At 75.1% G+C, this 26,083-nt stretch carries 25 protein-coding genes and 1 tRNA gene; 16 read left to right on the forward strand and 10 right to left on the reverse strand.

The window, feature by feature from the left end; genetic code table 11:
* The first annotated feature begins 64 nt into the window (after positions 1 to 64).
* Positions 65 to 1,258 (forward strand): FAD-dependent monooxygenase, encoded by a 1,194-nt coding sequence (locus tag ACFQ8E_RS16555; protein WP_430551662.1) that lies wholly within the window; start codon positions 65 to 67, stop codon positions 1,256 to 1,258.
* Positions 1,259 to 1,290: 32 nt separating this feature from the next.
* Here ACFQ8E_RS16555 and ACFQ8E_RS16560 read toward each other — a convergent pair whose 3' ends face one another.
* On the reverse strand, positions 1,291 to 1,635 hold the full coding sequence (locus ACFQ8E_RS16560; RefSeq protein ID WP_430551663.1) for a hypothetical protein: 345 nt from the start codon (positions 1,633 to 1,635) through the stop codon (positions 1,291 to 1,293).
* 78 nt (positions 1,636 to 1,713) lie between these two features.
* Between ACFQ8E_RS16560 and ACFQ8E_RS16565 the strand changes: the two genes are divergently transcribed.
* Together ACFQ8E_RS16565 and ACFQ8E_RS16570 are read left to right on the forward strand one after the other, a co-directional pair.
* Positions 1,714 to 3,672, forward strand: coding sequence for an NHL domain-containing thioredoxin family protein (locus ACFQ8E_RS16565; RefSeq protein WP_430551664.1), 1,959 nt, complete (start codon positions 1,714 to 1,716; stop codon positions 3,670 to 3,672).
* Positions 3,673 to 3,708: 36 nt separating this feature from the next.
* Positions 3,709 to 4,623, forward strand: coding sequence for a carbohydrate kinase family protein (locus ACFQ8E_RS16570; RefSeq protein WP_430551665.1), 915 nt, complete (start codon positions 3,709 to 3,711; stop codon positions 4,621 to 4,623).
* Positions 4,624 to 4,705: 82 nt separating this feature from the next.
* Here the strand turns inward: ACFQ8E_RS16570 and ACFQ8E_RS16575 are convergent, their stop codons facing one another.
* Together ACFQ8E_RS16575 and ACFQ8E_RS16580 are read right to left on the reverse strand one after the other, a co-directional pair.
* Positions 4,706 to 5,323 (reverse strand): response regulator, encoded by a 618-nt coding sequence (locus ACFQ8E_RS16575; RefSeq protein WP_430551711.1) that lies wholly within the window; start codon positions 5,321 to 5,323, stop codon positions 4,706 to 4,708.
* A gap of 110 nt (positions 5,324 to 5,433) precedes the next feature.
* Positions 5,434 to 6,768, reverse strand: coding sequence for a sensor histidine kinase (locus ACFQ8E_RS16580; protein WP_430551666.1), 1,335 nt, complete (start codon positions 6,766 to 6,768; stop codon positions 5,434 to 5,436).
* Between the two features lie 133 nt (positions 6,769 to 6,901).
* On the opposite strand from ACFQ8E_RS16580, the gene ACFQ8E_RS16585 reads away from it, so the two are divergent.
* A complete protein-coding gene (locus ACFQ8E_RS16585) occupies positions 6,902 to 7,738 on the forward strand; it encodes a GAP family protein (RefSeq protein ID WP_430551667.1) in 837 nt (278 codons plus the stop codon).
* Between the two features lie 4 nt (positions 7,739 to 7,742).
* On the opposite strand, the gene ACFQ8E_RS16590 is transcribed toward ACFQ8E_RS16585, so the two are convergent.
* Together ACFQ8E_RS16590 and ACFQ8E_RS16595 are read right to left on the reverse strand one after the other, a co-directional pair.
* Positions 7,743 to 8,750: a phosphotransferase family protein gene (locus ACFQ8E_RS16590; RefSeq protein WP_430551668.1), complete on the reverse strand. Its 1,008-nt coding sequence runs from the start codon at positions 8,748 to 8,750 to the stop codon at positions 7,743 to 7,745.
* Between the two features lie 21 nt (positions 8,751 to 8,771).
* A complete protein-coding gene (locus ACFQ8E_RS16595) occupies positions 8,772 to 9,416 on the reverse strand; it encodes an HAD family hydrolase (RefSeq protein ID WP_430551669.1) in 645 nt (214 codons plus the stop codon).
* An 87-nt stretch (positions 9,417 to 9,503) separates the two neighbouring features.
* Here ACFQ8E_RS16595 and ACFQ8E_RS16600 point away from each other — a divergent pair, with 87 nt between their 5' ends.
* A complete protein-coding gene (locus tag ACFQ8E_RS16600; RefSeq protein WP_430551670.1) occupies positions 9,504 to 10,388 on the forward strand; it encodes a sugar phosphate isomerase/epimerase family protein in 885 nt (294 codons plus the stop codon).
* Positions 10,389 to 10,430: 42 nt separating this feature from the next.
* Here ACFQ8E_RS16600 and ACFQ8E_RS16605 read toward each other — a convergent pair whose 3' ends face one another.
* On the reverse strand, positions 10,431 to 11,033 hold the full coding sequence (locus ACFQ8E_RS16605; protein WP_429735477.1) for a TetR/AcrR family transcriptional regulator: 603 nt from the start codon (positions 11,031 to 11,033) through the stop codon (positions 10,431 to 10,433).
* A gap of 52 nt (positions 11,034 to 11,085) precedes the next feature.
* Between ACFQ8E_RS16605 and ACFQ8E_RS16610 the strand changes: the two genes are divergently transcribed.
* From ACFQ8E_RS16610 to ACFQ8E_RS16620, 3 genes are all read left to right on the forward strand, one after another.
* Positions 11,086 to 11,628 carry a DinB family protein gene (locus ACFQ8E_RS16610; RefSeq protein ID WP_430551671.1) on the forward strand — a complete coding sequence of 181 codons (543 nt, stop codon included), beginning with the start codon at positions 11,086 to 11,088 and terminating at the stop codon, positions 11,626 to 11,628.
* 91 nt (positions 11,629 to 11,719) lie between these two features.
* Positions 11,720 to 12,724, forward strand: coding sequence for a hypothetical protein (locus ACFQ8E_RS16615; protein ID WP_430551672.1), 1,005 nt, complete (start codon positions 11,720 to 11,722; stop codon positions 12,722 to 12,724).
* A gap of 811 nt (positions 12,725 to 13,535) precedes the next feature.
* The gene (locus tag ACFQ8E_RS16620) at positions 13,536 to 14,567 is read left to right on the forward strand and encodes a pirin family protein (RefSeq protein WP_430551673.1); all 1,032 of its coding nucleotides are present in this window, start codon (positions 13,536 to 13,538) and stop codon (positions 14,565 to 14,567) included.
* A 9-nt stretch (positions 14,568 to 14,576) separates the two neighbouring features.
* Here the strand turns inward: ACFQ8E_RS16620 and ACFQ8E_RS16625 are convergent, their stop codons facing one another.
* The 4 genes from ACFQ8E_RS16625 to ACFQ8E_RS16640 all read right to left on the reverse strand — a co-directional run bounded on the left by ACFQ8E_RS16625 (position 14,577) and on the right by ACFQ8E_RS16640 (position 17,071).
* Entirely contained in the window at positions 14,577 to 15,980 is a 1,404-nt protein-coding gene (locus tag ACFQ8E_RS16625; RefSeq protein ID WP_430551674.1) for a hypothetical protein, read from the reverse strand.
* Positions 15,981 to 16,116: 136 nt separating this feature from the next.
* On the reverse strand, positions 16,117 to 16,587 hold the full coding sequence (locus ACFQ8E_RS16630; protein ID WP_430551675.1) for a nitroreductase family deazaflavin-dependent oxidoreductase: 471 nt from the start codon (positions 16,585 to 16,587) through the stop codon (positions 16,117 to 16,119).
* Positions 16,588 to 16,692: 105 nt separating this feature from the next.
* Positions 16,693 to 16,766 (reverse strand) — tRNA-Gly (locus ACFQ8E_RS16635).
* A 101-nt stretch (positions 16,767 to 16,867) separates the two neighbouring features.
* A complete protein-coding gene (locus ACFQ8E_RS16640) occupies positions 16,868 to 17,071 on the reverse strand; it encodes a cold-shock protein (RefSeq protein WP_430551676.1) in 204 nt (67 codons plus the stop codon).
* Between the two features lie 580 nt (positions 17,072 to 17,651).
* Between ACFQ8E_RS16640 and dcd the strand changes: the two genes are divergently transcribed.
* The 8 genes from dcd (at position 17,652) to mnhG (ending at position 26,022) form a co-directional block, all read left to right on the forward strand.
* Positions 17,652 to 18,227: a dCTP deaminase gene (gene dcd, locus ACFQ8E_RS16645; protein WP_430551677.1), complete on the forward strand. Its 576-nt coding sequence runs from the start codon at positions 17,652 to 17,654 to the stop codon at positions 18,225 to 18,227.
* Between the two features lie 125 nt (positions 18,228 to 18,352).
* Complete coding sequence (locus ACFQ8E_RS16650; protein ID WP_430551678.1) at positions 18,353 to 19,471, forward strand: hypothetical protein; 1,119 nt, start codon at positions 18,353 to 18,355, stop codon at positions 19,469 to 19,471.
* A gap of 127 nt (positions 19,472 to 19,598) precedes the next feature.
* Entirely contained in the window at positions 19,599 to 22,508 is a 2,910-nt protein-coding gene (locus tag ACFQ8E_RS16655) for a Na+/H+ antiporter subunit A (RefSeq protein WP_430551679.1), read from the forward strand.
* Entirely contained in the window at positions 22,508 to 23,038 is a 531-nt protein-coding gene (locus ACFQ8E_RS16660; RefSeq protein ID WP_430551680.1) for a Na(+)/H(+) antiporter subunit C, read from the forward strand. Before ACFQ8E_RS16655 ends, ACFQ8E_RS16660 begins: the two co-directional genes overlap by 1 nt.
* Positions 23,038 to 24,648: a Na+/H+ antiporter subunit D gene (locus tag ACFQ8E_RS16665; RefSeq protein ID WP_430551681.1), complete on the forward strand. Its 1,611-nt coding sequence runs from the start codon at positions 23,038 to 23,040 to the stop codon at positions 24,646 to 24,648. The genes ACFQ8E_RS16660 and ACFQ8E_RS16665 overlap by 1 nt, the downstream gene beginning before the upstream one ends.
* Positions 24,645 to 25,271 (forward strand): Na+/H+ antiporter subunit E, encoded by a 627-nt coding sequence (locus ACFQ8E_RS16670; RefSeq protein ID WP_430551682.1) that lies wholly within the window; start codon positions 24,645 to 24,647, stop codon positions 25,269 to 25,271. The genes ACFQ8E_RS16665 and ACFQ8E_RS16670 overlap by 4 nt, the downstream gene beginning before the upstream one ends.
* On the forward strand, positions 25,268 to 25,669 hold the full coding sequence (locus tag ACFQ8E_RS16675) for a monovalent cation/H+ antiporter complex subunit F (protein WP_430551683.1): 402 nt from the start codon (positions 25,268 to 25,270) through the stop codon (positions 25,667 to 25,669). Before ACFQ8E_RS16670 ends, ACFQ8E_RS16675 begins: the two co-directional genes overlap by 4 nt.
* Complete coding sequence (mnhG, locus tag ACFQ8E_RS16680; RefSeq protein WP_430551684.1) at positions 25,666 to 26,022, forward strand: monovalent cation/H(+) antiporter subunit G; 357 nt, start codon at positions 25,666 to 25,668, stop codon at positions 26,020 to 26,022. The genes ACFQ8E_RS16675 and mnhG overlap by 4 nt, the downstream gene beginning before the upstream one ends.
* The last annotated feature ends 61 nt before the right edge of the window (positions 26,023 to 26,083 follow it).

Raw genomic sequence — 26,083 nt, forward strand, 5'->3', positions numbered from 1 at the left:
GCACGATCGTCTAAATTGGGTCTAGCGTGGTGCGCGCCACCTTCCCAGGGTCAGGAGAACTCCCATGAACCGCTCCGTCCTCGTCTCCGGCGGCGGCGTCGCCGGCCTCGCGCTCGCGCACCGGCTCGCCGCCCGCGGCGACGTCGTGACCGTCGTCGAGCAGGCGCCCGCGCCCCGCGACGGCGGCTACAAGGTCGACGTGCGGGGCGCCGCGCTACAGGTCCTGGACCGCATGGGCCTGCTCGACGAGGCGCGGAGCCTGCGCACGGAGGTCCGCGCGGGCACCGTCGTCGACGCCCGCGGGCGCCGGGCCGCCAGCATGGACGGCGACACCTTCGGCGGGCGCGCGCACGACGACGTCGAGCTGCTGCGCGGCGACCTGCACCGCCTGCTGCGCGAGGGGGCGGCCGGCGTCGAGCACGTCCACGGCGACTCGGTCCGGTCCCTGGTGGACACCGGCGACGGCGTGGAGGTGGAGCTCGCCTCGGGTCGCACGGGGCGCTACGACGTCGTCGTCGGCGCCGACGGGCTGCGCTCCCGGACGCGGAACCTGGTGCTCGGACCGGACGAGCGGCACGTCGTCGACCTCGGGTACTACGTCGCCGTGGCGACCGTCCCCAACCGGCTCGACCTCGACCGCGAGGAGGTCACCTACGTGGGGCCCGGCCGCACCGCCCTGGTCTACGCCACGGCGCGGGAGGAGGGCGCGCGGGCGATGTTCCTGTGGTCGTCGGGGCCCCTCGGCCACCGGGACCTCGGGCGCGCGGAACGCGAGCGCCTGCTCGCCGACGCGTACGCCGGCGAGGGCTGGGAGGTGCCCGGCCTGCTGGCCGACGTTCCCGCCTCGCCCGACCTGCTGTTCGACTCCCTCAGCCAGGTGCGCGCCGAGCGGTGGTCGGCCGGCCGCACCGTGCTGCTCGGCGACGCCGCGTACTGCGCCTCGGCGGCGTCCGGGCAGGGCACGAGCCTGGCGCTCGTCGGCGCGTACGTGCTGGCCGCCGCCCTCGACGCGCACGACGACCCCGTCGCCGCGTTCGCGGACTACGAGCGCCGGATGCGCCCGTTCGTGGCGGCGAACCAGGCGCTCGGACCGGCGAACATCAAGCGGATGGTGGTCGCCACCCGTGGGCAGGTGCGCGCCTCGCTCACGATGCTGCGGGTCATGGACAGGCTGCCCGGCAAGGACCGCCTGATGGCCGCGATGACGGCGCCCATCCACAGGGCGGCCAACGCCGTCGAGCTGCCCGACGCCGCCTGAGCGGCGTCACGGGCGATCGTCACCGCGGCGCGTCACTCGCCGCCCGGGGGAGCGCCGATCGCCCAGTTGTAGACGACGTCGAGCTGCTTGGCGAGTCGCCAGACCTCGGCGAGGACGACGACCAGGCCGACCGCCGCGGTGATCAGGCCGAGGTAGTACGGCACGTCGCCGCTCGGGGGCTGCTCGTCCTCCAGGACGACCGTCCCGTCGACGAACATCTGCTGGCCCGCCTGGAACAGGACCAGCCCGACGACCAGCAGGACGATCCCCACCACCAGCGCCGTGGCGGACGGCTTGCGGGGCGGGAACTCGGGGTCGACGGAACCGCCGGCGGCGGGGACGGGAGCTGCAGCGGGCGCGCCGGAGTCGTCGGTCATGGGCACAGTGTGGCGGCCGTCCCGGTCGCCGGGCCGCCGTGACACGGGTGAACCCGGCCGATCCCGCAGAATGGATCGGTGAGCTCCTCCCGACTGCCCCGCGTCCGTGCCTCCGAGCTGGTCGGCCGCGGCTGGCTCAACACCGGCGGCCGCGACGTCACGCTGGCCGACCTGCGCGGCAAGATCGTCGTCCTCGACTTCTGGACCTTCTGCTGCATCAACTGCCTGCACGTGCTGGACGAGCTGCGCGAGCTGGAGGAGCGGCACCGCGACGAGCTGGTGATCGTGGGCGTGCACTCGCCCAAGTTCGCGCACGAGGCCGATCCGGACGCGCTGGCCGCCGCCGTCGAGCGGTACGAGGTGCACCACCCGGTGCTCGACGACCCGGAGCTGGTCACGTGGGGCGCGTACACGGCCCGCGCCTGGCCGACGCTCGTCGTCGTCGACCCGGAGGGGTACGTCGTGGCGCAGATGGCGGGGGAGGGGCATGCGTCGGCGATCGAGGCGATCGTGGACGAGCTGGTCGCCGAGCACGACGCGAAGGGCACGCTGCACCGCGGCGACGGGCCGTACGTGCCGCCCGAGCCGACGTCGGGCACGCTGCGCTTCCCGGCCAAGGCGGTCGCGCTGCCGTCCGGGAACCTGCTCGTGGCCGACGCCGGGCACCACTCGCTGGCGGAGCTCGCGCCCGACGGCGAGACCCTGGTGCGGCGCATCGGCTCCGGCGAGCGCGGGCTCGCCGACTCCCGCGGCGACGCGGCCCCCGACGAGGCACGGTTCAGCGAGCCGAACGGCCTGTGCCGCGTGCCGGACGAGCTGCGCCCGGCGCTCGGGTACGACGTGCTCGTCGCCGACACGGTGAACCACGCGCTGCGCGGCGTCGACCTGGCGACCGGGCGCGTGCGGACGGTGGCCGGCACGGGCGAGCAGTTCATGGTGGGCGGGCAGGTGAACGTCGTCGGGTCGACCGACGCGTTCGACCCGGCCGCGACCTACCCCGCGGCCGCCGTGCGCCTCAGCTCCCCGTGGGACGTCGCGTGGTCGCCGCGCCTCGGCGCGTTCGTCGTCGCGATGGCCGGGAACCACACGCTGTGGGCGTTCGACCCGGTGGCGAGCGACGGTCACGGCTCGATCCGCCTGCTCGCCGGCACGATGAACGAGGGGCTGGAGGACGGGCCGGGCGCCGACGCGTGGTTCGCGCAGCCGTCCGGTCTGGCCGCCGCGAGCGGCCCCGACGCCGCCGACGCGCTCTGGCTCGCCGATGCCGAGACGTCGGCCCTGCGCCGCGTCGTGCCCGCCGCGGACGGGACGGTCGCCGTGAGCACGGCCGTCGGGCAGGGGCTGTTCGACTTCGGCCACCGCGACGGCGCGGCCGGCGAGGCGCTGCTGCAGCACCCGCTGGGCGTGGCGTCGCTCCCCGACGGCAGCGTCGTCGTCGCCGACACGTACAACGGCGCGCTGCGGCGGTACGACCCGGCGGCGGGCACCGTGACGACGCTCGCCACCGGCCTCGCGGAGCCGAGCGACGTGCTCGTCGAGACGTCCGACGACGCGGTCCACCTGCTCGTCGTGGAGTCCGCCGCGCACCGGCTGACCCGGGTCGCGCTGCCCGCCGATGTCGCGGGCCAGGTGCTCGACGGCGGTGCGCACCGAGTGGCGCGCCCGGCGACGGAGGTCGCGCCCGGCGAGCTGCGCCTGGACGTGCCGTTCGTGCCCGCCCCGGGCCAGAAGCTCGACGACCGCTGGGGCCCGTCCACCGAGCTGCGCGTCAGCGCCACCCCGCCCGAGCTGCTGCTCGACGGCGCGGGCGACGGGACCGACCTGGAGCGCGTGCTGGTGCTGAACCCGGACGTCGCCGAGGGCGTGCTGCACGTGACCGCGAAGGCGGCGTCGTGCGACGTCGTCCCTCTCGGCCCGGACGGCGAGCCCGACCCCGACGTCTTCCCCGCCTGCCACCTGGCGCAGCAGGACTGGGGCGTGCCCGTGCGCGTCACGCCCGACGGCGACGCGACGCTCAGCCTGCCGCTGCGCGGCTGACGCGGGCCGAGGCCGCGGCACCCTAGGGTGCCGGTCGTGACCACACCGAGCACCACACCGAGCACCACACCGAGCACCACACCGAGCACCACACCGAGCACCGCCGACGTCCTCGTCGCCGGCCCCGCGTCCTGGAACCGGATCGTGCACCTCGACGCGCTGCCCGACCCCACCCCCCACACCGTGTTCGCGCGCGGCGCGTACGACACGGTCCGCGGCACCTCGGCCGGCAAGGCGCTCAACCTGGCGAGCCTGGGGCGCGGCGTCGTGCTGCGCACGGTGCTCGGGGACGACGACGAGGGCGCCCGCGTGCGCGCGGTGCTCGACGACGCCGGGGTGCGCGTGCTCGCGGAACCGTCCCCGGACGGGCGCACCGAGAGCCACCTCAACCTCATGGACACCGGCGGCGGCCGGCTGTCCGTCTACCTGCGCGCGCCCGGCGAGGTCGCCGCCACGGGGCCCGGCTGGGACGCGGCGCTCGCGGCGGTGGACGCCGCCGCGGCCGTCGTCGTCGACCTCGCGGCGCACTCCGTCCCCGTCCTGGTCGCGGCCGCCGAGCGGGGCCGCGACGTGTGGGTGGACCTGCACGACTACGACGGAGCCACCGCGTTCCACCGCCCGTGGGCCGACGCCGGCACGCACGTGTTCCTCAGCTCCGACCGGCTTCCCGACCACCGCGCCTTCATGGCCGAGCGGCTCGACGCCGGGGCCCGGCTGGTGGTGTGCACGCACGGCGCCCGCGGCGCCACGGCCCTCACCGCCGACGGCTTCGTGGACGTCCCCGCCGAACCGGTGGACGACGTCGTGGACACCAACGGCGCGGGCGACGGGTTCTTCGCCGGCTTCCTCGACGCCCACCTGGGCGGGGCGGACCTCGCCGAGGCGCTCGCGGCGGCCGCGGCCCACGCCGCGCGGGTGGTGCGCAGCCCGGGCCTCGCCCCGGTCGGCTGACGCGTCGGCGTGTCGAGCGGCGTGTCGTCGCGGTGATCGCGTTGCCGGTTGCGGCACTGTCAACAGAGGTGTCAGGTCGGCGTCAGGCCAGGCCGACGTCCCGCGCGACGATCGCCGCCTGCATCCGCGACACCACGCCCAGCTTCGCGAGCACGCGCGACACGTGGGTCTTGGCCGTCGCCTCCGTGATCACCAGCTCGTCCGCGATGCCCTGGTTGGACAACCCTCGGCCCAGGGCGCCCAGCACGTCGACCTCGCGCGGCGTGAGGTCCCCGAGCCGGGGGTCCACGAGGCTCGGCGGCCCGGCGGCGGCGGGCATGGCGGCCGGCGCGACGCCGGTCCCCGACAGCTGGGCGAGCACGCGGCGGGTGACCTCGGGCGCGAGGACGCCGTCGCCGGCCGCGACGCGGCGCACGGCGTCGAGCAGCGCGGCGGGCTCCGCCGTCTTGAGCAGGAACCCGGCGGCGCCCGCGCGCAGCGCGCCGTCCACGTACTCGTCCAGGTCGAACGTGGTGAGCACCAGGACGTCCGCGAGGCCCTGGGCGGCGATGGCGCGCGTGGCGGCGATGCCGTCCGTCCCCGGCATGCGCAGATCCATGAGCACGACGTCGGGGCGCAGCGCGCGGGCGTTCGTCACCGCGGCGTCTCCGTCGGCCGCCTCGCCCACCACCTCGACGTCGTCCGCCGCGTCCAGGAGCATCCGCAGCCCGGCGCGGATCGCGGCGTGGTCGTCCGCGATCAGCACGCGGACCGTGCCACCTGTGCCGCCCGCCGTGCCGCCTGCCGCGCCGTCCCGGGTCGCTGGCGTCGTCATCCCCTGGTTCCCCCGCTCTCTCGGCCGTTCTCCGCACCGGCCGGCACCCGCGCGCGCACGGCCCACCCGCCGTCGTCCGTCGCGGCGGCCTCGAAGGTGCCGCCGAGCGCCTCCGCACGCTCGCGCATCGTGAGCATGCCCGTCCCGGCGCTGAGCGGCAGCCCGGCCGCGCCGGCGGGCGAACCCTGCCCCGTCGGCGGAGCCGCGTTCCGCACCTCCAGCGCCACCGCACCGCCGCGGGGCCGGGGCTCGCGGGTCAGGCGCACCGTCACCGGCGCCCCGGGCGCGTGCTTGCGGGCGTTGGTGAGCGACTCCTGCGCGATCCGGTACAAGGCGTGTCCGACGGCGGCGGGCAGCTCGGCGCCGGCGACCCCGTCCGGGTCGACGGCCGTCACGACCGTGCCGCCCGCCCGGGCGAGGTCGAGCAGGTCGTCCAGGCGGTCGAGCCGCCCGGGGGCGGCGAGCGGGTCGCGCGCCGAGTCGGCGCGCAGCAGCTCGATCATGGCCCGCATCTCCGTGAGAGACGCGACCGCGCTCGCCCGCACCTGCTCCAGCGCTCCGCGGTCGCGTGCGACGTCCGGCGGGACGGCCAGGGCGGCGCCGGAGTGGATCGCGATCGTCGACAGGTGCGAGGCGATGACGTCGTGCAGGTCGCGCGCCATCGCGGCCCGCTCCGCCCGCACGGCCTCGTGCCGGTCGAGCTCGGCGATCCGTTCGAGGTCCGAGGCGCGCTTGCGCTCCAGCTCCGCCGCCCGGGCGGCCTCGTCGGCCCGTGCGCGCTCCACCGCCGCGAGCTCGGACTTCTGCCGCACGTTGTCGGCCCACCACATCGGGACCAGCAGGATCGCGCCGAACTGCAGGCCCGCGTAGACGAACATCCGCGCGTCCCGGGTCACCTCGCCGACCGCGATCGCACCGCCCACCGCCAGCACGAGCGCCGTGCTCCACAGCCAACGTCGCGCCGTCGGGCCCGTCCACAGCGCGGCCGCGTACAGCAGGTCCCAGAACACGAGCATGATCGCGAGGCTGCCGCCCCACAGGACGTCGACCGCCGTCACGACGGCGCCGCCCGCGAGCGCCAGCATCGGCCGCGACCGCTTGGCGAGGGTGATCGCGCAGCCGACCGCCAGGAGCGCCACCCGCCACCAGGGCTCGGCCCGGGCCGTCAGGGGCGGGTCCCAGGTGTAGAGGTCGACGAGCCCGACCTCGAGGAACAGCCAGCCGAGGAGGAACAGCGTCACCGCGGTCGTGACGTCGCCGCGCCGGTCGTCGCCGCCCCACACCCGCACGAGCCTCCCGAGGAGGGTGGGCGCGGGGCGGTCGGTCGTCACCGCACCATCCCAGCACAGGGCGTCCCGCGGCGGATCGGTCGAAGGGTGTACCCGTGCCGCGTGTCCCGTCACGGTGCAGGATCAGTCGTTCGGGCGACGACGGCGTCCGTGCCGCGCCGCGAGGATCGTCGGCATGGACCTCATCGACGTCGGCGGGCTGGAAGGCGCGGGCCTCGGCGTGCTCGCGGGAGCGCTGGTCGTGCTGGCGCTGATCGACTCGACCAGCTTCGGCACCCTGCTCATCCCCGTGTGGCTGCTCATGGCGCCCGGCCGCCCGCGCCCGGCGCGGCTGCTCGCCTACCTCGGCACCGTCGCCGGCTTCTACCTCGCCGTGGGGATCGCGGTGATGCTCGGCGCGGGCGCCCTGCTGGACCGGTACGGCGACGCGCTGGACTCGCGGCCGGCGATGCTGCTGCAGCTCGCCCTCGGCGTCTTCCTGTTCGCCATCAGCTGGCGCTTCGACGGCAAGAAGGCCGAGGCCCGGGCCGCGCGCCAGGGCGCGAAGCCCGGGCGGCTGGTGCGCTGGCGGGCGCGGGCGATGGGCATCGAGGCGGGGACGACGACGCCCGGCGGCCCCGTGCCGGGCCTGCTGCCCGGCACGACCCCGACGTCGACGGTCGCGGCGCCGCACGCGTCGCTGCTGCCGCTGCTGGGTCTGGCGCTCGGCGCGGTGGCGCTCGAGGTCGGCACGATGCTGCCGTACTTGGCGGCGATCGGCCTCATCACGACGTCGGACCTGGGCACCGGCACGAGCGTCGGCGTCCTCGCCGCGTACTGCGTGGTCATGGTGCTGCCGGCGCTGCTGCTGCTGGGCGGGCGGCTCGTCGCCGCACGGTTCGTCGAGCCGTTGCTGGCACGGCTGGAGAGGTGGCTGTCGAGGAACGCCGCCGAGCTCACGGGGTGGGCGCTCGGGATCCTGGGCGTGCTGCTCGCCCTCAACGCCCTCGGCCGGCTCGGCTGGACCGGCTGACGCGTCAGGCGTCCAGCTCGTCCAGCACCCGCTGGAGGTTGGCGCGTGCGGTGCGCACGTACCCGGCCACCCAGTCGCCCTCGTACGCGCGGGGCACGATCTCCACGACCAGGAGGCAGGCGAAGTACGCCCGGTAGAGCCGCAGGCGCTGCCAGGCGTCGGGGTCGCCCGACCCGGGCGTGCCGTCGCCGACGCCCAGGTCCCCGCCGGCGTCCCGGTACCCGGCGAGCAGGTCCGCGTCCACCGCGCCGGCGCCGAGCTGGTCGGCGCCGACCAGCTCGAACAGGGGGTCGCCCCACAGCGCCCGCTCGGCGTCGATCGCCCCGACCACCGTGCGGTCGACGGGGTCGAGCAGGAGGTTGCCCGGCCACAGGTCGGCGTGCACGAGCCGCGGCGTCGTGACGGCGGCGAGCAGGTCGTGGTGCCGCTCGACGGCGGCCACGAGGCGGCCGGCGGGCAGGTCGACGCCCCAGCGGGCGGCGTCGTCGAGGGCGGCGCGCACCATCCCGGCGAACGCCTCCGGCCAGGTGGCGGCGGCGAGCCCCGACTCGGGTGCCGGGTACCCGAACCGGTCGCGGGCGTCGTCGTCGCGGGCGAGGCGGTGCAGCCGGGCCATGAGGGCGCCCAACGAGCGGCGGGCCCGGCCGGCGGTCGCCCCGTCCAGCTCGAGGGTGCTCCACAGGTCGCCGTCGAGGAAGGTCGTGACGAGGGCGTCGCCGTCCACGTGGGCGCGGGTCGTGTCGAGGTGCAGCACCCGCGGCACTGGCAGCCCGGCGGCGTGGGCCACCCGGTCGACCGCCGCCTCCGTGCCGAGCACGCCGTGCTCGTAGCGCAGCAGGCGGGACGTGTCCGCGCCGGTCACCTTGACCACCACCGTCCGCCCGTCGGCGAGGTCCGCGCGCAGCACGCTCGCGAACAGGCCGCCGCTCAGCGGGATGACGCGTCGCACGACGCCCAGCGGCGCGAGCAGCGCGACGACCTGTGCGTCGGAGACCGCCGTCTTGGTGAGCACGCGCGCGAGCGTAGCGGCTGCTCAGCCCGCGAGGAGCGCGGGCAGCTCGAGGAGGGAGTCGACGACGGTCGCGCGCGCCGCCTCGGGGCGCTCGGCGTGCAGGAAGCCCCACGGGCCGCGCCGGACCAGGATCGGCACCATCCCGGCGTCGGCGGCGGGCAGGACGTCGTTGTCGAGCCGGTCGCCGACGTACGCGATCTCGGTGGCGGGCACGCCGGTGAGCTCGGCGACCTTCGCGAAGAACTCCGGTGCGGGCTTCTGCACGCCCCACTCGTCGGAGGTGCGGATCGCGTCGACGGGCAGGTCCATCGCCTCGAGCGCGGCGCGCGCCTGGGGCGGCTGGTTCCCCGCGACGACGACGGCGAGCCCGGCGGCGCGCAGCGCGGCCAGCGCCTCGCGCACGTCGGGGTAGAGGTCGTCGGCGTCGAAGTTCTCCCGCAGGCCGGTCGGGTCGTCCGTCGCCCACCGCTCGATCTCGGCGGGGACGTCGAGGTCCGGTCGCACCATCTCGAACGCGTGCCGGTGCGACAGGTCGAGGGCCGCGCACCCGCCGAGGATCCCCAGGAACGTCAGTGCGGGCACCCCCAGGCGGTCGGCCCAGCGGGTCCAGATCCGGGTCTCGTCGATGAGGGTCTCGCCGACGTCGAACACCACCGCACGCACCATGCCGCGACCCTATCGGTCGTCGTGCGCGCGGGCGGGGGACAGCCGCTTGTCAGCCTCCGTTCAGTTGCGGCGGCTATCGTGCGGAGCATGGCCGAACCGCGCGAAGCACAGGCAGTCCCCGTGACGCTGTCGACCGCCTCGGTGTACCCACGTCGCGCGGCGTTCGCCTTCGAGGTCGCGGCCGAGCTCGGGTACGACGGCGTCGAGGTCATGGTGTGGTCCGACCCCGCCACGCAGGACCCCGCGGCGCTGCGGCGCCTCTCCGACGAGCACGGCATGCCGATCCGCTCCGTGCACGCGCCGACGCTGCTGGTCAGCCAGCGGGTGTGGGGCCGGTCGCCGGCCGACAAGCTGCGCCGCGCCGTCGACATGGCGGGCGAGCTCGGGGCCCCGACCGTCGTGGTGCACCCGCCGTTCCGGTGGCAGTACAAGTACGCACGGCAGTTCCAGGACCTCGTCCACGAGCTCAACGAGGCCAGCGTCCACGAGGCCGACGGCGTCACCGTCGCCGTGGAGAACATGTACCCGTGGAAGCCGCGCTCCCGCGGCGACCGGGAGCTCAAGGCCTACCTGCCCGGATGGGACCCCGCGGACCACGACTACGACGCCGTGACCCTCGACCTCTCCCATGCGGCGATCGCCCACCAGGACGGGCTGGCGCTGGTGCACGGCTTCGGCGACAAGCTGCGGCACGTGCACCTCGCCGACGGGACGGCGTCGGGCCGCGACGAGCACATGGTGCCCGGCCGCGGCGACATGGCGTGCGACAAGGTGCTGGAGGAGCTGGCGCGACGCGACTACGCGGGCGACGTCGTCGTCGAGATCTCGACGCGCAAGGCGCGCACCGCGAGCGAGCGGCACGCCGACCTGCAGGCGGCGCTGAAGTTCGCGCGGGCGCACCTCGCGCCGGTGCCGGAGCCGTACCAGCCGCCCCCGCCGGAGCACCACCACCTGCCCGCCGACGCCTGGTAGGCCGCCGGGCAGACGGGGGACGGCGGCGGCCGGGCGGAGCCCTCAGGCCGCGGCGACGCGGGCGCCGACGGCGCGCAGCACGAACGCCTCCGTGGCGCGGATCGCGCGCTCGCGCGCGGCGGGGTCGTCCGGGATGAGCCGGCCCGACAGGCACGCGTTGACCAGCTGCACGGTCGGTTCGATGTCCTGCTCGGGGAACTCTCCCTCCGCGATCCCCGCGCGCAGGATGCGCTTGAGGATGGACTCCACGATCTCCGCGTGCTCGCGCAGCCGCGCCTGGGTGGTGCGCGACAGCACGGTGCGCAGGTCCGGGCCGGGGGCGAGGTGGAAGACGCGGGTGAGCTGGGCCTGCTGGCGGATGTACGTCCGGAGCTGTTCGACGGGATCGTCCACCTCGGCGAGGGCCCGCTCCAGGGTCTGTGCGTACTGCTCGGTCTCGTGGGTGATGAACCCCAGCAGCAGCGCTTCCTTGTCGGGGAAGTGGTTGTAGACCGCGGTGCGACCGACGCCGGCCGCCGTCGCGATGTCGGCCAGCGTCACGGAGTCGAACCCCCGCTCGGACATCAGCGTCGAGAGGGCGGTGAACAGCTTGTGCCGGGTCATCTGGCGGTGCTCGTGCAGGCTCTTCCCGATGATCTTGGGCATGCTGACATCATAGGCATCCGTTGTCAGCACCTCGGGACGCTAGGGTTCCGGTGTGACCGACCCCACCGCACAGCCGGACGGCATCGTCCCGGACACCAAGGACTGGACCTGGGTGCTCGAGCGCCCCTGTCCCGAGTGCGGCTTCTCGGCCGCGGGCGTGGAGCCGTCGGACGTCGGCCAGGCCGTGCGCGAGACGCTGCCCCGCTGGCGCGCCGCCCTCGGCCGCCCCGACGTCGCCGAGCGGCCCCGTCCCGACGTGTGGTCCACGCTCGAGTACGGCGCCCACGTGCGCGACGTCTTCCGGATCTTCGACGAGCGCCTCGCGCTGATGCTCGCCGAGGACGACCCGGCGTTCGCGAACTGGGACCAGGACGTCGCGGCGCTCGAGGGCGACTACGCCCACCAGGACGTCGCGACCCTGGTCGCCGAGCTCGACGCCGACGGCGCGGCCGTCGCCGCGGCGTTCGACGCCGTCGCGCCCGGCGAGGCGGAGCGCACCGGCCGCCGGTCCAACGGCTCGGTCTTCACGGTCCGCACGCTGGGGCGGTACTTCCTGCACGACGTGGTGCACCACCTGCACGACGTGCGCGCCTGAGTGACGGCACCGCCCGCGCGTCTCCGCAGGTCACACGTTCGCAACACGGTCGTGACACGGGGGTGACGGTGCGACCGGTACGGTCCGCGCCATGGCCTCCGTCCCGGCGCTCGTCCCCGCGGAGCACACCTCCGACCACGTGCTCGTCGTGCCGCGCCCGGCCGACGACGGCGTCGGGCCGAGCCACGACCTGCCCGGGTTGGCGGCGGCCTGGTTCGACGACGTCCGCTGGCTGAGCGAACCGTCCACCGCGGCGCCCGCCCGGCCCGCGGGCGGGGCGCGGTTCCACGGCGTGCGGGCCGCGGCCCGGCCCGCCGCCGGCGTGCTGCGGCTCGGCGAGGAGCACCGCGCCACGGGGCCCTTCCCGCTCGACGCCGACGCGGCGGCGGCGCTGGGGTGCGCGCACCCGGCGGAGGCGTGGGCGCTGGGCCGCGCGGACGGCGCGCTCGACGTCCGGGGCGGCCGGCCCGCCGTGCACGACGACCGCGGCGGGATCGCACGGGCGTTCGCCGCGGCGCTGCCCGTGGGGGAGGAGCTGCGGCTCGTCGGCTGGGCGGTCGCGGTGGCCCGGCGCACCTCGGGGCTGCTGCTCGCCGACGGACGGCAGGTGCTGCGCCCCGACCCCGGCGCCTCCGTCGACCTCTCGGTCCGGCCGGCGCGGCCGGTGCCCGCCGGGGAGCTGCTCGAGGTGGTGCGGGCCGTGGTCGCCACCGCCACGCTCGCGGCCGTGCCGGGCGGCCCCGGCCACCGGGTGCTGGCCCGGACGGCGTACGACGGCGACCTGGTGGTCACCCAGGAGGCGGCGGGCGGGCTGCCGCGCGCGCTCGAGACCCGGTCGTGGCCCGACGGGGCTCCCGCGACCGTCGTCCGCCTGGAGTGGCGGCCGCAGGACCCGTACGAGCTCCAGGTCTCCGACCCGTCGGGCCTGCACGTCATCGCCCGGGACCGGGCGCGGGCCCTGCTGGCGCGGGTCGCGACCCTGCTGCTCGGCCGGGCCGGCGGCGCCGTCCTCGACGACGCGGGGTTCGAGGTGACGGCCCGTGAGCTGGAGCTGCGCCGCGCGAGCCCGACCCCGGGGTCGCGCGCCTGGGTGTGAGGAGCGTCGTCCACAGCCGCTGTCCACAGCCGCTGTCCACAGGGCGGGGTGGACGGTGACCGCCTTCCCGTGGTCCCTCACCTGCGACGTTCCACCGTGGAACGGTGTGCGGTGGGCTCACGTCGGGTCGTGCGGAGGTGCGGGGCCGGACGGACCGAACCCCCGCGGGAACCGCGAGATCCTGCGGATCGTGCGTCGAGCAGGGCGGGGCGGCGCCGGGCCTGTCGCGGGCGGCGCGGGGACCCGGCGGGCGGGCGGGGCGTGTCGCGCCCGGCGCGTCGTCCACAAATTTCTTCCACAGGGCTGTGGGTGACGTGGGGATTCCGCGGGTCGCCCTGTGGACGAGCCTGTGGCCGGAGGATCCACCCGGAAAACCTGCTCCGCACCCCTTGCACCGCACCCGTAGCAGGTCTAGAAACGTGCGTACCGGTCTTGCGGAGATCGGGTCGACGATCACCCGAGAGGGCGGCCGCCTGCCCGCTCCACGGGACACGGTCGACCGGAGAACGACGGGCCGTCCCGTACCGCGGTGCGGGTTGTGGGTGACGACACAGGTGCCTGTACGGGGCCGGAAGACCACCCGCGTCCGGCTGTTCGTGGAGAACGGGTTCTGCAGAGGCGACGACGCACCAGGCCTCGACGGGACACGGCGAGCGGTCGGGGTCGTGACGTCGCCACGGCACCCCTGGTCCCCGGGACCGTCGATCAGGGGTACGCGGTTCTCTCCGAGGCCCCCCGGCCGCCCCGGGGGGCCTCGGCATTTCCCGGGTCCTGGGTTCGCCGGCCGCACCGCGCGGCCTACGCTCGGGCCATGAGCAACCTCGAGACGCGTCCCGCCGAGCGCACCTGCACCGCCGGCGACCGCCCGGCCGGCGTCGAGCTGCTGACCGCCCGCGACGTCCCCCTCGGCGGTCCCCGCGCGATGAACGTGCGGCGCACCATCCCGCAGCGGCAGCGGTCCCTCGTGGGTGCCTGGTGCTTCTGCGACCACTACGGGCCGGACGACGTGTCGACGTCGGCGGGGATGCAGGTGCCGCCGCACCCGCACATCGGGCTGCAGACCGTCTCGTGGCTGTTCGCGGGCGAGATCCTGCACCGCGACTCGGTGGGGTCCCTGCAGACGGTGCGGCCCGGGGAGCTCAACCTCATGACCGCGGGCGTCGGCATCTCGCACTCGGAGGAGTCGCCCGCCGAAGGCCGCCCGCCCCGGCTGCACGGCGTCCAGCTGTGGACGGTGCTGCCCGAGGCCGACCGCACGTCCGAGCCGCACTTCGAGCACCACGGCGACCTGCCCGTCGCGACCGCGGACGGCGCGCGCGTGCAGGTGTTCATGGGCGAGCTCGAGGTCGCGGGGGAGCGGCTCGTGTCCCCGGCCCGCACGTACACGCCGCTCGTCGGCGCCCAGCTCGACCTGCCCGCGGGCGGGAGCGTCACGCTGGGGACCGCCCCGGGCTTCGAGCACGCCCTGCTCGTCGACGCCGGCGACGCCCGCCTCGAGGGCGAGGTCGTGCCGCCCGCCGAGCTCGGCTACGTGGCCCCCGGCCGCGACCGGCTCGTCGTGACGGCGGGCGCCTCGCCCGTGCGCGCCGTCCTCATCGGCGGGGAGCCGTTCACCGAGGACGTCGTCATGTGGTGGAACTTCGTGGGGCGCACGCACGACGACGTGGCGCGGGCCCGCGCGGACTGGATGGCGCAGGTCGCCGACTCCGGCGAGGGCACCCCGACGCGGTACGCCGACGGCGCCGCGGGCCGCCGGTTCGGCGAGGTGCACGGCTACGCGAGCGGGCCGCTGCGCGCGCCGGTGCTGCCCGACGTGCGGCTGCGCCCGCGCACCCGGCGCTGACGGCGCGGTTCAGGTCCGGGGGAACGTCACCCGCACGGTGGCGACGCCGGCGGACGTGGAGCGCACGGTGAGCCGCATCGCGCCGGAGCGGGTCGTGAACGACGACCCCTCGCGCAGGGTCGACCGCCGGGCGGACTCCTTGCCCATCGGCACGATCAGGTGCTCGCCGGGATAGGCCCAGGTCGAGCCCCGCCACCCGAGACGGCTCACCGTGACGCCGTACGAGACCGTGTAGTTGCCCGCCGCCCGCCACGGCATGCCGCCGAGGTGCCGGTACGTGGCCCCGGACGGGCGCCGGAGCTCCACGTAGTAGTACTGCCCCGTCTTCGGGTCGACGGCGCGCAGCAGGGTGGGGCGGCTGGTGGTCCGGTGCCGGGCGTCGAGCGTGACGGTGCGGGCGCCGCCCTTCTTCGTGACGGTCACGACGTCGGACGCCGGGAGCACGCCGAGGCGCTTCTTCTGGGCGCCGGACAGCGGGGCGGTGCCGACCGCGGCGAAGTCGGCACCCATGAGGTCCATCGGGTCGAGCCCCTCGACCGCGCCGCAGCGGGAGGACGTGAAGGTCCGGTCCGGGACGCTCCCCGTGCACCAGCCGACGCCCGAGTGCTCCAGGCCCATGTTGTGGCCGAGCTCGTGCGCCAGCGTGGACACCGCCGTCCGGTACTGGGGGTGCGTGAACCGGGAGCTGCGGGTCGCGCCGCCCGGGCCGCCGAACAGGGAGAACGACCAGCCGCCGGGGTTGTCCCGGCCCGCCTTGCTCGGCAGCGAGCCGAGCCCGAGCGTGCCGCCGCACGTCTCCGACTCGCGCGGGCCGCCGGGGTAGTCGCCCCGCAGGTACGGGAAGAGCACCACGAGGTGCTCGCGCGTGCCCGGGCCGCGCGTCGTGGAGTCCATCCAGTCGGCGCCGTAGTGCGCTCGCCCGCCGCGCTTCACCTGCGTGAGGATGCGACCGGTCGTGGTGCACCGGCCGTCGCCGGTCTCGACGCGCTTCACGGCCGAGGAGCGCACGAACCGGACCCGCCCGCCCGACTGCGTCGACCAGTACGTCGACACCTTGGCGAGCAGGGCGTCGACGTCGGCGTCCCGGATCAGCCGCGACGCCCGGGTCTTCGACATCCAGCGCGGCGTCGCGACCGCGACGTCCACCCGGTGCACCCTGCGGTCCGTCTGGGCGGCGGCGGTACGCGCGAGGTCCGGCCGGGTGACGGACGACTGCCAGCGGACCGTGTCGTCGACCACGTCGTCCGGCACCGTGTCGTCGATGCCGGGGGCCTGGGGGAGGGCCTGGGCGGGGGCGTGGGCGACGGCGCTCGGAACGGCGCCCGACGCGGCCGGGGCGCCGACGGCCGCGAGCGGCTCCGCGAGCAGCGCGGCGGTGACGAGGGCGACGACGGTGATCGCGCGTGCCTGCATGGTTCCCCCTGGGCTCCGGATGCGCGCCGGGAGGGCGCGATCGGCCCCAGAAGCGTAGGCACCCACCCCGCGGTGCCGCCCACCGGAGCGGGGGTGACGTGGGCCGGCCGGCGGGTGAAATCGTCGCCCGGGGCGCTCACCCGAGGCGCAGCTCGACCACCGGCACGACCCGGAGCCAGTCCGTCTCGCCCCGCTCGCGGGCGAGGGGCTCGGCCCACTCGGCGAGGACCGGGCCGAGCGTCGCCCACGGGCCGGGGTGCGCGTCGGTGTACGCGCGCAGGATCGCGGCGCCCTCGTCCGGGGCGAGCACGACGGCGCGGGACCGGACGTCGAGCCGCGTGCCGATCGACACGAGCACGCGCGGGTCGGCCCGCACGTTGCGGAACCACTGCGACCGCGGCCCGAGTCCGGCGACGACGACGGCGCGGTCCGGCCCCGGCCGCGCGACGACCTCGAGCACGACGTACCGCCGCTCCCCGCTGCGGCGTCCGCGGTGCTGCATCATCAGCAACCGGCCCCCGGCGAGGAAGCCGAGACCCGCACGGAACATCCCGATCGGGGCGCGGACGAACCAGCGGGTGCGCAGCAGCCGGGACGCGAGGCTCATGCCCGCGAACGTATCGGCGCCGGCCGTCGTCGTCCCGTCGGCGCGGCACCTCGCGCTCGGTCCGGGGACGACGAAGGCCCGGACCGAACGGTCCGGGCCTCGTGATGGAGCGGGTGACGGGAATCGAACCCGCGCTGTCAGCTTGGGAAGCTGAAGTTCTACCATTGAACTACACCCGCGTAGCAGCACCTGACGGTGTGCGCGCCCCGATCATACCCAACCGGGGGTGATGCTCCGAACCGATGGCCGGCACGCCGCGGACGGCGTGCCGGCGGCGGCGTCAGAGCGGACGGATGTCCGAGGCCTGGAGACCCTTGGGGCCCTGGGTGACCTCGAACTCGACCTGCTGGCCCTCGGCGAGGGTGCGGAAGCCGCTGGCCGAGATCGCGCTGTAGTGCGCGAACACGTCGGCGGTGCCGTCGGAGGGGGCGATGAAGCCGAACCCCTTCTCCTCGTTGAACCACTTCACAGTTCCGGTGGTCATGGTGTCTTCTCTCGTTGATGCGACGGACCCGCGAACCGGGGTCCGGTCGTCGCACCCGGACGGGTGCGGACGGTGTGGGCGCGGGCTCGGCGAGCGCGCGGGGTGCCGTGGCGGGACGGGGCGTGGAGCCCCGTCGCCTGGGCAAGCGTGGGGACGACGGCGACGGGCCGCGAGAAGCGGTCGTGCACGTGGTAGCCGTCCGGGAGTCGGGTGATCATGCCCCCGTACTCGCCGTCGACCGTCGCGACCCACAGGTCGTCGTCGGCCCGGCGCCACACGGGGGTAGGTCGGGTGCTGCCCTCTGCCGCGGATGCGGACGTGGGCCTGGCGATGGTGGAAGAAGTGATGCTCTCTGCTCTGCTCTCGCTCCGCGTGACGTCGGTGTTCGGTTCGTCGGGCGGAGATCGTCGTGGACGGCGGGACTGCCGTCTGCGCGCGGACCTGGCTTCGATGCGAGGTACCGAAGAGTGCCGGGGTCGGATCCCGCGGCATGCGCGGCACCCAGGGTACACGACGACGCGGCGTGCCCCGTCATCGGGACGACGGGGCACGCGCCCGCCGACCCGACTACCGTGTCCCCGTGCTGCTCTCCGACCGCGACATCCGGGCCGAGCTCGACGCCGGGCGGGTCGTCCTCGACCCCTACGACCCGGCGATGCTCCAGCCCTCCAGCATCGACGTCCGCCTCGACCGGTACTTCCGGCTGTTCGACAACCACAAGTACCCGTTCATCGACCCGTCGCAGGAGCAGCCCGAGCTCACGCGGCTCGTCGAGGTGTCACCCGACGAGCCGTTCGTGCTGCACCCGGGCGAGTTCGTGCTGGGCTCCACGTTCGAGTCGGTCACGCTGCCGGACGACGTCGCCGCGCGGCTGGAGGGCAAGTCGTCGCTGGGCCGGCTGGGTCTGCTCACGCACAGCACGGCCGGGTTCATCGATCCGGGCTTCTCCGGGCACGTCACCCTGGAGCTGAGCAACGTCGCGACGCTGCCGATCACGCTGTGGCCGGGCATGAAGATCGGCCAGATGTGCTTCTTCCGCCTGTCGTCCCCGGCGGAGCACCCGTACGGCTCGGACGCGTACGGCTCGCGGTACCAGGGACAGCGCGGGCCGACGGCCAGCCGGTCGTGGCAGTCGTTCCACCGGAGCGACGTCTGAGCGCCGCGCGCGGCCGCGGCACCGGGGCGCCTGACGGGGCGTTCCGCGACGGGGCGGGACGTCGCTACGCTCGGTCCCGCCGCGCCGGCACCGGCGCGCCCCGGTCCCGGAAGGAGCTCCGCCAAGTGGCCCAGAACCAGCCCGCCCTGCCGCCGTTGCCCCAGGTGGCGGCACAGGGTCACCAGGCGCGTCACCTGCTGGGTGTGCCGTCGGACGTCGTGGTCGACGAGATCGAGGTCCTCGCGATGTCGCGCTTCGTGGGCACGCGCTGGGACGTGGTCCCCGCGGACCTGCCCGGCGCGGACGTCCCCGTGGGCCGGATGGCGAACCCGGGGGAGCCGGGCGTGCTGCGGCTGTCGCGGCACAGCGTCGTCTCCGGCCCGTACGCGCCGTCGGGCAAGGGTGTCGACGCGGGCCTGCCCGGTGGCACCGCGATGGTCTTCGACGTCGTGTGCCCGCGCGAGCGCTGGGACGACGCGGCCCGCCTCGGCGGCGACCGGGACGGCCTCGGGCGGGCGTTCCCCGCGGCGCTGCCGAACCGCGAGGAGGAGCGGGTCGTCGCCTGGCTGCTCCAGGCGGCACGCCGCCTCGGCGGCTCGGTGCGGCTCGACGTCGCGGGCACCTGGGACGACGCGGACGGTGGCAGGCGCGCGACGGGCCCGGGCGTGGTGCTGACCCCCGACCCCGACCGGGCCGTCGACCTCACCGTCTACTCCGACATCTGGCTGGACCCGCAGGCCGCGCACCGCGTGCTGCAGGCCACGCACCCGCGGGTCCGGCTCGCGACGGAGGGCAAGCCGTACCAGGGCCCGCCCGCCGGGATCGCGGACCGGCCCCTGTACCCGGGGGAGCCGCTCGACCCCGAGGTGCGCAAGGCGATCCACGAGCGCGCGGACGACATCGACATCGAGGCGCTGCAGGCGCCGATGGTGCTCGACGCCTACGGCCTGACGACCGACCTCGGCCTCGACGGCTCCGTCACCGTGGAGGTGATCGGCGACGAGACCCTGCCCCTGCTGGTGCGCGAGCTGCCGTGGGCCGCCTCGGGCGCCGTCTGCTACCACGTGCGCTGGGACCCGCCGGACCTGTTCGAGGCGAACCAGGAGTTCCCGCAGGCGGCGCACGTCGTCGCCCGGCGGCGCGCCGCCGACCTCGTCGGGAAGATGGCGGTGGCGATCCACGCCGCCGTGGGCGGCGAGATCGCGGACGAGGCGGACTTCCTGCTGGCCCCCGAGGACCTGTAGTCCCTGCGTCCGGTCCCGGGGTCGAGCGACCCAGGTCACACCGACCTGTCACCTCGTCAGGGTCGGACCATCGCCCGATGCCGGTAAAGTAAAGCCGACGCCCCGCCCCTCGACCGGACGGAGTGCTGTGCTCTCAGTGCTGCTCTTCACCTTCCTGCTGGCCCTCGCGGCGCCGGCTCTGGTGGCGTGGGTGGGCAGGAGAGCCTTCTGGCTGCTGGCCCTCGGGCCCGCCTCCGCCGCCGCGTACGCGCTGGCGATGACCTCCCGGGTGACCGCGGGCGACTTCCCCACCACCGAGGTCCCCTGGGTGCCCGGGCTGCACCTGTCGATCACCCTGCAGCTCGACACGCTCGCGTGGTTCATGCTGCTCGTGGTCGGCGGCGTCGGTGCCCTGGTGCTGCTCTACTGCTCCGCCTACTTCGCCCGCGACGCCCTCGGGCTCGGCCGGTTCGCCGCCGTGCTCACGGCCTTCGCCGCCGCCATGGTCGGCCTCGTCGTCGCCGACGACCTGCTGCTCCTGTTCGTGTTCTGGGAGCTCACCACCGTCTTCTCCTACCTCCTGATCGGCCACTACGCGGACCGCAAGGCCTCCCGCCGGGCGGCCATGCAGGCGATCGTCGTGACGACGGCGGGCGGCCTGGCCATGCTCGTCGGGCTCATCATCCTCGGCGTCGTGGGCGACTCCTGGCGGGTCTCCGAGCTGGTCGCGAACCCGCCGTCGGGCACCGCGGTCACCTGGGCGGCGGTGTGCCTCCTCGCGGGCGCCGCCACGAAGTCCGCGCTCATCCCGTTCCACTTCTGGCTCCCCGCGGCGATGGCGGCCCCGACGCCGGTGTCCGCCTACCTGCACGCGGCGGCCATGGTCAAGGCGGGCGTCTACCTCGTGGCGCGCTTCGCCCCGGCGTTCGCCGACCTGCCCGTCTGGCGCTGGCTGGTGCTGGTCCTGGGCGGCGGCACCCTGCTGCTGGGCGGCTACCAGGCGCTGCGGCAGCACGACCTCAAGCTCGTCCTCGCGTTCGGCACCGTCTCCCAGCTCGGCCTGATCGTGCTGCTCCTGGGGCTCGGGAGCAAGGCGCTGGCGCTCGCCGGCCTCGCGATGCTCGGGGCGCACGCCATGTTCAAGGCCGCGCTGTTCCTCGTCGTCGGCGCGGTCGACGTCGCCACCGGCACCCGCGACCTGCGCAAGCTGTCCGGGCTGTGGCGCACGATGCCGTTCACCGCCGTCGCGGGCGTGCTCGCCACGGCCTCGATGATCGGCTTCCCGCCGTTCGCCGGGTACGTCGCCAAGGAGGCCGCCCTCGAGGGGCTGTGGCACGACGTCACGCACGGCGCCGGCGCCGTCGAGTGGATCGCCCTCCTCGCGGTGGTCGTCGGGTCGGCGCTCACCGTCGCCTACGGGCTGCGGTTCGCGTGGGGCGCGTTCGGCACCAAGCGGCGTCCGGGCGTCGCCGCGGCCGGCGTCCCGGCCACGACCCGCGACGCCGCGGCGGAGCCCGCGCCCGCGACGCCGGTGCGCCGCCAGCCGTGGCTGCTCGTCACCCCACCCCTCGTGCTCGCGGTGCTCGGCCTGGCGGTGGCGCTCGTGCCGGCGACCGGGGAGCGGCTGCTCGCCCCGTACGCGGACCGCTACCCGGGCGGCGAGCCGGGCCACCTGACCCTGTGGGGCGGCTTCACGCCGGTCCTCGCCCTCACCGTGCTGGTGCTGCTCGCCGGCGCCGTCCTCTTCTGGCAGCGCGCCCGCGTGGAGAAGGCCCAGGACTTCCTGTGGTCCCCGCGCTCCGCCGAGGTCACCTACCGGCGCACCATGCGCCGGCTGGACGACCTCGCGGCCGACGTCACCGCCGCCACCCAGCGCGGTTCGCTGCCCGTCTACCTCGGCGTGATCCTCGTGGTCCTCGCCGTCGCGCCGGGCACCGTCATCGCGTCCGGGCTGCTCAACGGCCATCCGCGGACGGAGCTCGTGCTGTGGGACCGGCCCGCCGACGCGGCGGTCGTCGCGGTCGTCGTCGTCGCCTGCGTGCTCGCCGCCCGCGCGCGTCGGCGCCTCAAGGCCGTCGTCCTGGTGGGTGTCGCCGGGTACGCCAACGCGACCCTGTTCATGCTGCACGGCGCCCCCGACCTCGCCCTCACGCAGGTGCTGTGCGAGACGATCACGCTGGTCGTCATGGTGCTGGTGCTGCGGCGCATGCCCCCGTACTTCACGGACCGGCCGCTCGCCGCCAGCCGCTGGCTGCGGCTCGCGCTGGCCGTGGTGACCGGCGTCGTCATGATGGCGTTCACCGTCGCCGCGCCGCTGGTGCGCGTCGCCGAGCCGATCAGCACCCACTTCCCCGACGAGGCCTACACGTGGGGCGGCGGCAAGAACATCGTCAACGTGACCCTGGTCGACATCCGCGCCTGGGACACCGTCGGCGAGATCTCCGTGCTGCTCGTCGCGGCGACGGGCGTCGCCTCGCTCATCTTCCTGCGGCAGCGCAGCGGCGAGGTGCTGCGGCTGTCCCGCGTGGACGAGGTCAGCAGGTCCGACCCGCACACGCGCCGCGTGTGGCTCGCCGCGGGCAGCACGCTGGAGCCGGAGCGCCGGTCCGTCCTGTTCGAGGTCGTCACCCGCGTGATCTTCCACGCCATGATCGTGTTCGCCCTGTTCCTGCTGTTCAGCGGGCACAACGCGCCCGGCGGCGGCTTCGCGGCGGGGCTCGTGGTGGGCATCGCGTTCGCCGTGCGGTACCTCGCGGGCGGGCGGTACGAGCTGGGCGAGGCGGCGCCGATCAACCCCGGTGTGCTGCTCGGCACCGGCCTGTTCCTCTCCGCCGGCGTGGGCCTCGCGACGCTCGTCGGCGGCCAGGAGGTGCTGCAGAGCACGATCCGCAACCTGAGCATCCCCGTCCTCGGGGAGGTGCACCTCGTGACCTCCCTGTTCTTCGACATCGGCGTGATGCTCGTCGTGGTCGGCCTCGTGCTCGACCTGCTGCGCACGCTGGGCGCCGAGATCGACCGCCAGGACCCCCGACCCGCACGTGAGGAGGTCGAGGTCTGATGGTCGTCCTCGAGAACACCCCGCCGGCCATCCTGGTGCTGGCCATCGGCGTGCTGTTCGCCACCGGCGTCTACCTGCTGCTGGAGCGCCCGCTCACCCGGGTGCTGCTCGGCTTCGTGCTCATCGGCAACGGCGTCAACCTCATGCTGCTCGTCATGGGCGGCCGGTCGGGAGCGTCGCCCATCATCGGCAACGCCCCGGACGGCGTGCGCATGAGCGACCCGCTCGCGCAGGCGATGGTGCTCACCTCGATCGTCATCACCCTCGCGCTCACCGCGTTCGTGCTGGCCATGGCCTACCGGTCGTGGCAGCTGCACGGCCACGACGAGGTCGCGGACGACGTCGAGGACCGGCGCGTCGCCCGGCACGCGGCGCTCAACGCCCCCGCGTTCGAGGACGCGGACGACACCGAGCCCGACCGGACGCTCGACGAGGAGGCCGCCGACGTGTACGACGACGTCGACGACAGCGACGGCGACGACGGTCACCGGGCCCCGCACGGCGCCGCCGGCCACAAGGAGCGCCCCTGATGCCCTGGGACTCCGCCACGCTGGTGCCGCTGCCGGTCATGCTGCCGCTCTTCGCGGCGGGGCTGACGCTCGCCCTGCACCGGTACGCCCGCGTGCAGCGCATCATCAGCGTCACCGCGCTCGCCGCCGCGCTCGCCGCGTCCGTCGGGCTGCTCGTCGCCGCGGACGGCGGGCCGATCGTCGTCGAGGTCGGCAGCTGGGCCGTGCCGGTCGGCATCGACCTGGTGGCCGACCGCATCTCCGCGGTGATGCTCACCGTCTCGTTCGTGATGCTGCTGTGCGTGCTCCTGTACTCCCTGGGGCAGGGCGTGCCCGAGGGGGAGGACGACCCGGGCACCACGCGCGGCGACATGATCCCCGTCGCGATCTTCCACCCGACGTTCCTCATCCTGGCCGCCGGCGTCGCGAACGCGTTCCTCACCGGCGACCTGTTCAACCTCTACGTCGGGTTCGAGATCCTGCTCGCGTCGTCCGCGGTGCTGCTCACCCTGGGTGGCACGGCCGAGCGCATCCGCGCCGGGTCGGTGTACATCATCGTCACGCTGGTCTCCTCGCTGCTCTTCCTCACCGCGATCGCGCTGATCTACGGCGCGACCGGCACGGTGAACATGGCGCAGCTCGCCGAGCGGCTGCCGGAGATCGACCCGACCGTGCGCACGGCGCTGCAGCTCCTGCTGCTGCTCGCGTTCGGCATCAAGGCCGCCATCTTCCCGCTGTCCGCGTGGCTGCCGGACTCCTACCCGACGGCGCCCGCGCCGGTCACCGCCGTGTTCGCGGGCCTGCTCACCAAGGTGGGCGTGTACTCCATCCTGCGCACGCAGACCCTGCTGTTCCCGGACAACCCCACCGTGGACCAGGTGCTCATGGTGCTGGCGCTGCTCACGATGGTCATCGGGATCCTGGGCGCCGTCGCGCAGAACGACGTCAAACGTCTGCTGTCGTTCACCCTGGTCAGTCACATCGGCTACATGATCTTCGGCATCGCGCTCGCCACCGAGGCGGGCACGGCGGCGGCCATCTACTACGTGGTGCACCACATCTCCGTCCAGACGGCGCTGTTCCTCGTCGTGGGGCTCGTCGAGTGGCGGGGCGGGTCGACGTCGCTCGACCGGCTGGGCGGGCTCGCCAAGCTCGCGCCGGGGCTCGCGGTGCTGTTCTTCGTGCCCGCGCTCAACCTGGCGGGCATCCCGCCGCTGTCCGGGTTCCTCGGCAAGGTCGGCCTGCTCACGGAGGGCGCGACCGTGGGGACCGGGCTCGCGTGGGTGCTCGTCGTCGGGTCGGTCGTGACGTCGTTGCTCACCCTGTACGCGGTGGTCAAGGCGTGGAACAAGGCGTTCTGGCAGGCGCCGTCGGAGGAGATCGAGTCCGACGTGCCGCTGCCCCGCGGGATGGTGCTGCCCACCGGCGCGCTCGTCGCGTTCGGCCTGCTGCTCACCGTCGCCGCCGGCCCGCTGTACGGCTATGCGGAGCGCGCCGCCACCGCGTCGATGGACGGCCACAGCTACGTGGACGCGGTCTTCCCCGACGGCGCGGACCGCGGCCGCGGCGAGTCGGTCGTCGTGGGCGACGACACCGACGCCGACGCGGACCAGGGAGGTGGGCACGGATGAGCCCGCAGTCGCGCCGACCCGCCCACCTGCTGCGCCGGCTGGGCTCGCAGTGGCACGCGCTCGTGCTGCTCACCGCCGTGTGGGTGCTCCTGTGGGGCGACCTGTCGTGGGCGAACGTCATCGCGGGTGCCGTGATCGCGAGCGCCGTGCTGACGTTGTTCCCGCTGCCGGCCATCGACATGCAGGGCACGGTGCGACCGTGGCGGGCCGTCGTGCTCGTGGCGCGGTTCGTCGCCGACCTGTTCGTCGCCTCCTTCGAGGTGGCGTGGAAGGCCGTCCGGCCGGGCCCGGCGCCGCACGGCGCCATCGTCGCCGTCCGGCTGCGCAACCCCGAGGACGCCTACCTCACCATCACGGCGGTGATGTCGTCGCTGGTGCCGGGGTCGCTGGTCGTCGAGGCGCGCCGCAGCACCGGCGTCGTCTACCTGCACGTGCTCGACATCGACGGCTCCGGCGGCGCGGAGGCCGTGCGCCGCGACACGCTGGCGCTCGAGGAGCGGGTGCTGCGCGCGTTCGCGAGCGACGCCGTGCTGGCCCGGTGCGGGCTGGCACCCGGTGACGCCGCCGCGGCCCTCGACGCCGCGGCGACGCCGCCGTCCGGGCGAGGGAGGGGGGACGCATGATGCTCGCCGCCGTGATCGCGGCCGCCGTGCTCGTGGCCGTCGCCGCGCTGCTCGCGCTCGTGCGGGTGGAGCGGGGTCCGTCGATGCTCGACCGGGCCGTCGCGCTGGACACCCTCACCGTCACGCTCGTGTGCGCCATCGCGATCGAGGCGATCTGGTCGCGACGCACGGAGACCATCCCGATCCTCGTCGCGCTGTCGATGGTCGGCTTCGTGGGCTCCGTGACGATGGCCCGGTTCGCCGCGAAGGAGCCCGAGGACGAGGGCCGCGTGCGGACGCCCGAGGAGGTCGCCGCCCAGGCGCGTGCCGCGGACGTGCCGCGGGGCGAGCAGCGGGACGGCGCGCGCGCCATCGATGCCGAGGACGACGCCGAGAGCACGGGAGGTGCGCCGAGATGACCCACGTCGACCCGGGTGTGTGGACGACGGTCGCCGACACCGTCGCCGCGGTGTGCCTTCTCGCCGGGGCGTTCCTGACGCTCGGCGCGGGGCTGGGCCTCGTGCGCTTCCCGTCCCTGCTGGCCCGCATGCACACCGTCACCAAGCCGCAGGTGCTCGGCCTCATCCTCCTGCTCACGGCGCTCGCGCTGCGGGTGCGCAGCTGGTCGGCCGTCGCGATGCTCGTGCTCGTCGTGGCGTTCCAGCTCGTCACGTCGCCCGTCGCCGCGCACATGGTCGGCCGGGCCGGGTTCCGCACGGGCAAGGTCGACCCCGAGGACCTGCGTCCCAACGAGTTCGGCGAGCCCGACTGACCCACGGCTGGTAGACCGGGCGCATGGCCCCTGCCGAGCCCGGACCCGATCGCGAGCCCGA

The sequence above is a fragment of the Isoptericola sp. NPDC056573 genome, assembly GCF_042793335.1.
GTDB lineage: Bacteria > Actinomycetota > Actinomycetes > Actinomycetales > Cellulomonadaceae > Isoptericola.

Bases quoted from the DNA above. Each gene is read 5' to 3' on its own strand.
- ACFQ8E_RS16555 (WP_430551662.1), top strand. From the start codon at position 65: ATGAACCGCTCCGTCCTCGTCTCCGGCGGCGGCGTCGCCGGCCTCGCG.
- ACFQ8E_RS16560 (WP_430551663.1), bottom strand. From the start codon at position 1,635: ATGACCGACGACTCCGGCGCGCCCGCTGCAGCTCCCGTCCCCGCCGCC.
- ACFQ8E_RS16575 (WP_430551711.1), bottom strand. From the start codon at position 5,323: ATGCTCCTGGACGCGGCGGACGACGTCGAGGTGGTGGGCGAGGCGGCC.
- ACFQ8E_RS16585 (WP_430551667.1), top strand. From the start codon at position 6,902: ATGGACCTCATCGACGTCGGCGGGCTGGAAGGCGCGGGCCTCGGCGTG.
- ACFQ8E_RS16595 (WP_430551669.1), bottom strand. From the start codon at position 9,416: ATGGTGCGTGCGGTGGTGTTCGACGTCGGCGAGACCCTCATCGACGAG.
- ACFQ8E_RS16600 (WP_430551670.1), top strand. From the start codon at position 9,504: ATGGCCGAACCGCGCGAAGCACAGGCAGTCCCCGTGACGCTGTCGACC.
- ACFQ8E_RS16605 (WP_429735477.1), bottom strand. From the start codon at position 11,033: ATGCCCAAGATCATCGGGAAGAGCCTGCACGAGCACCGCCAGATGACC.
- ACFQ8E_RS16615 (WP_430551672.1), top strand. From the start codon at position 11,720: ATGGCCTCCGTCCCGGCGCTCGTCCCCGCGGAGCACACCTCCGACCAC.
- ACFQ8E_RS16620 (WP_430551673.1), top strand. From the start codon at position 13,536: ATGAGCAACCTCGAGACGCGTCCCGCCGAGCGCACCTGCACCGCCGGC.
- ACFQ8E_RS16625 (WP_430551674.1), bottom strand. From the start codon at position 15,980: ATGCAGGCACGCGCGATCACCGTCGTCGCCCTCGTCACCGCCGCGCTG.
- ACFQ8E_RS16630 (WP_430551675.1), bottom strand. From the start codon at position 16,587: ATGAGCCTCGCGTCCCGGCTGCTGCGCACCCGCTGGTTCGTCCGCGCC.
- ACFQ8E_RS16640 (WP_430551676.1), bottom strand. From the start codon at position 17,071: ATGACCACCGGAACTGTGAAGTGGTTCAACGAGGAGAAGGGGTTCGGC.
- ACFQ8E_RS16660 (WP_430551680.1), top strand. From the start codon at position 22,508: ATGGTCGTCCTCGAGAACACCCCGCCGGCCATCCTGGTGCTGGCCATC.
- ACFQ8E_RS16665 (WP_430551681.1), top strand. From the start codon at position 23,038: ATGCCCTGGGACTCCGCCACGCTGGTGCCGCTGCCGGTCATGCTGCCG.
- ACFQ8E_RS16670 (WP_430551682.1), top strand. From the start codon at position 24,645: ATGAGCCCGCAGTCGCGCCGACCCGCCCACCTGCTGCGCCGGCTGGGC.
- ACFQ8E_RS16675 (WP_430551683.1), top strand. From the start codon at position 25,268: ATGATGCTCGCCGCCGTGATCGCGGCCGCCGTGCTCGTGGCCGTCGCC.
- mnhG (WP_430551684.1), top strand. From the start codon at position 25,666: ATGACCCACGTCGACCCGGGTGTGTGGACGACGGTCGCCGACACCGTC.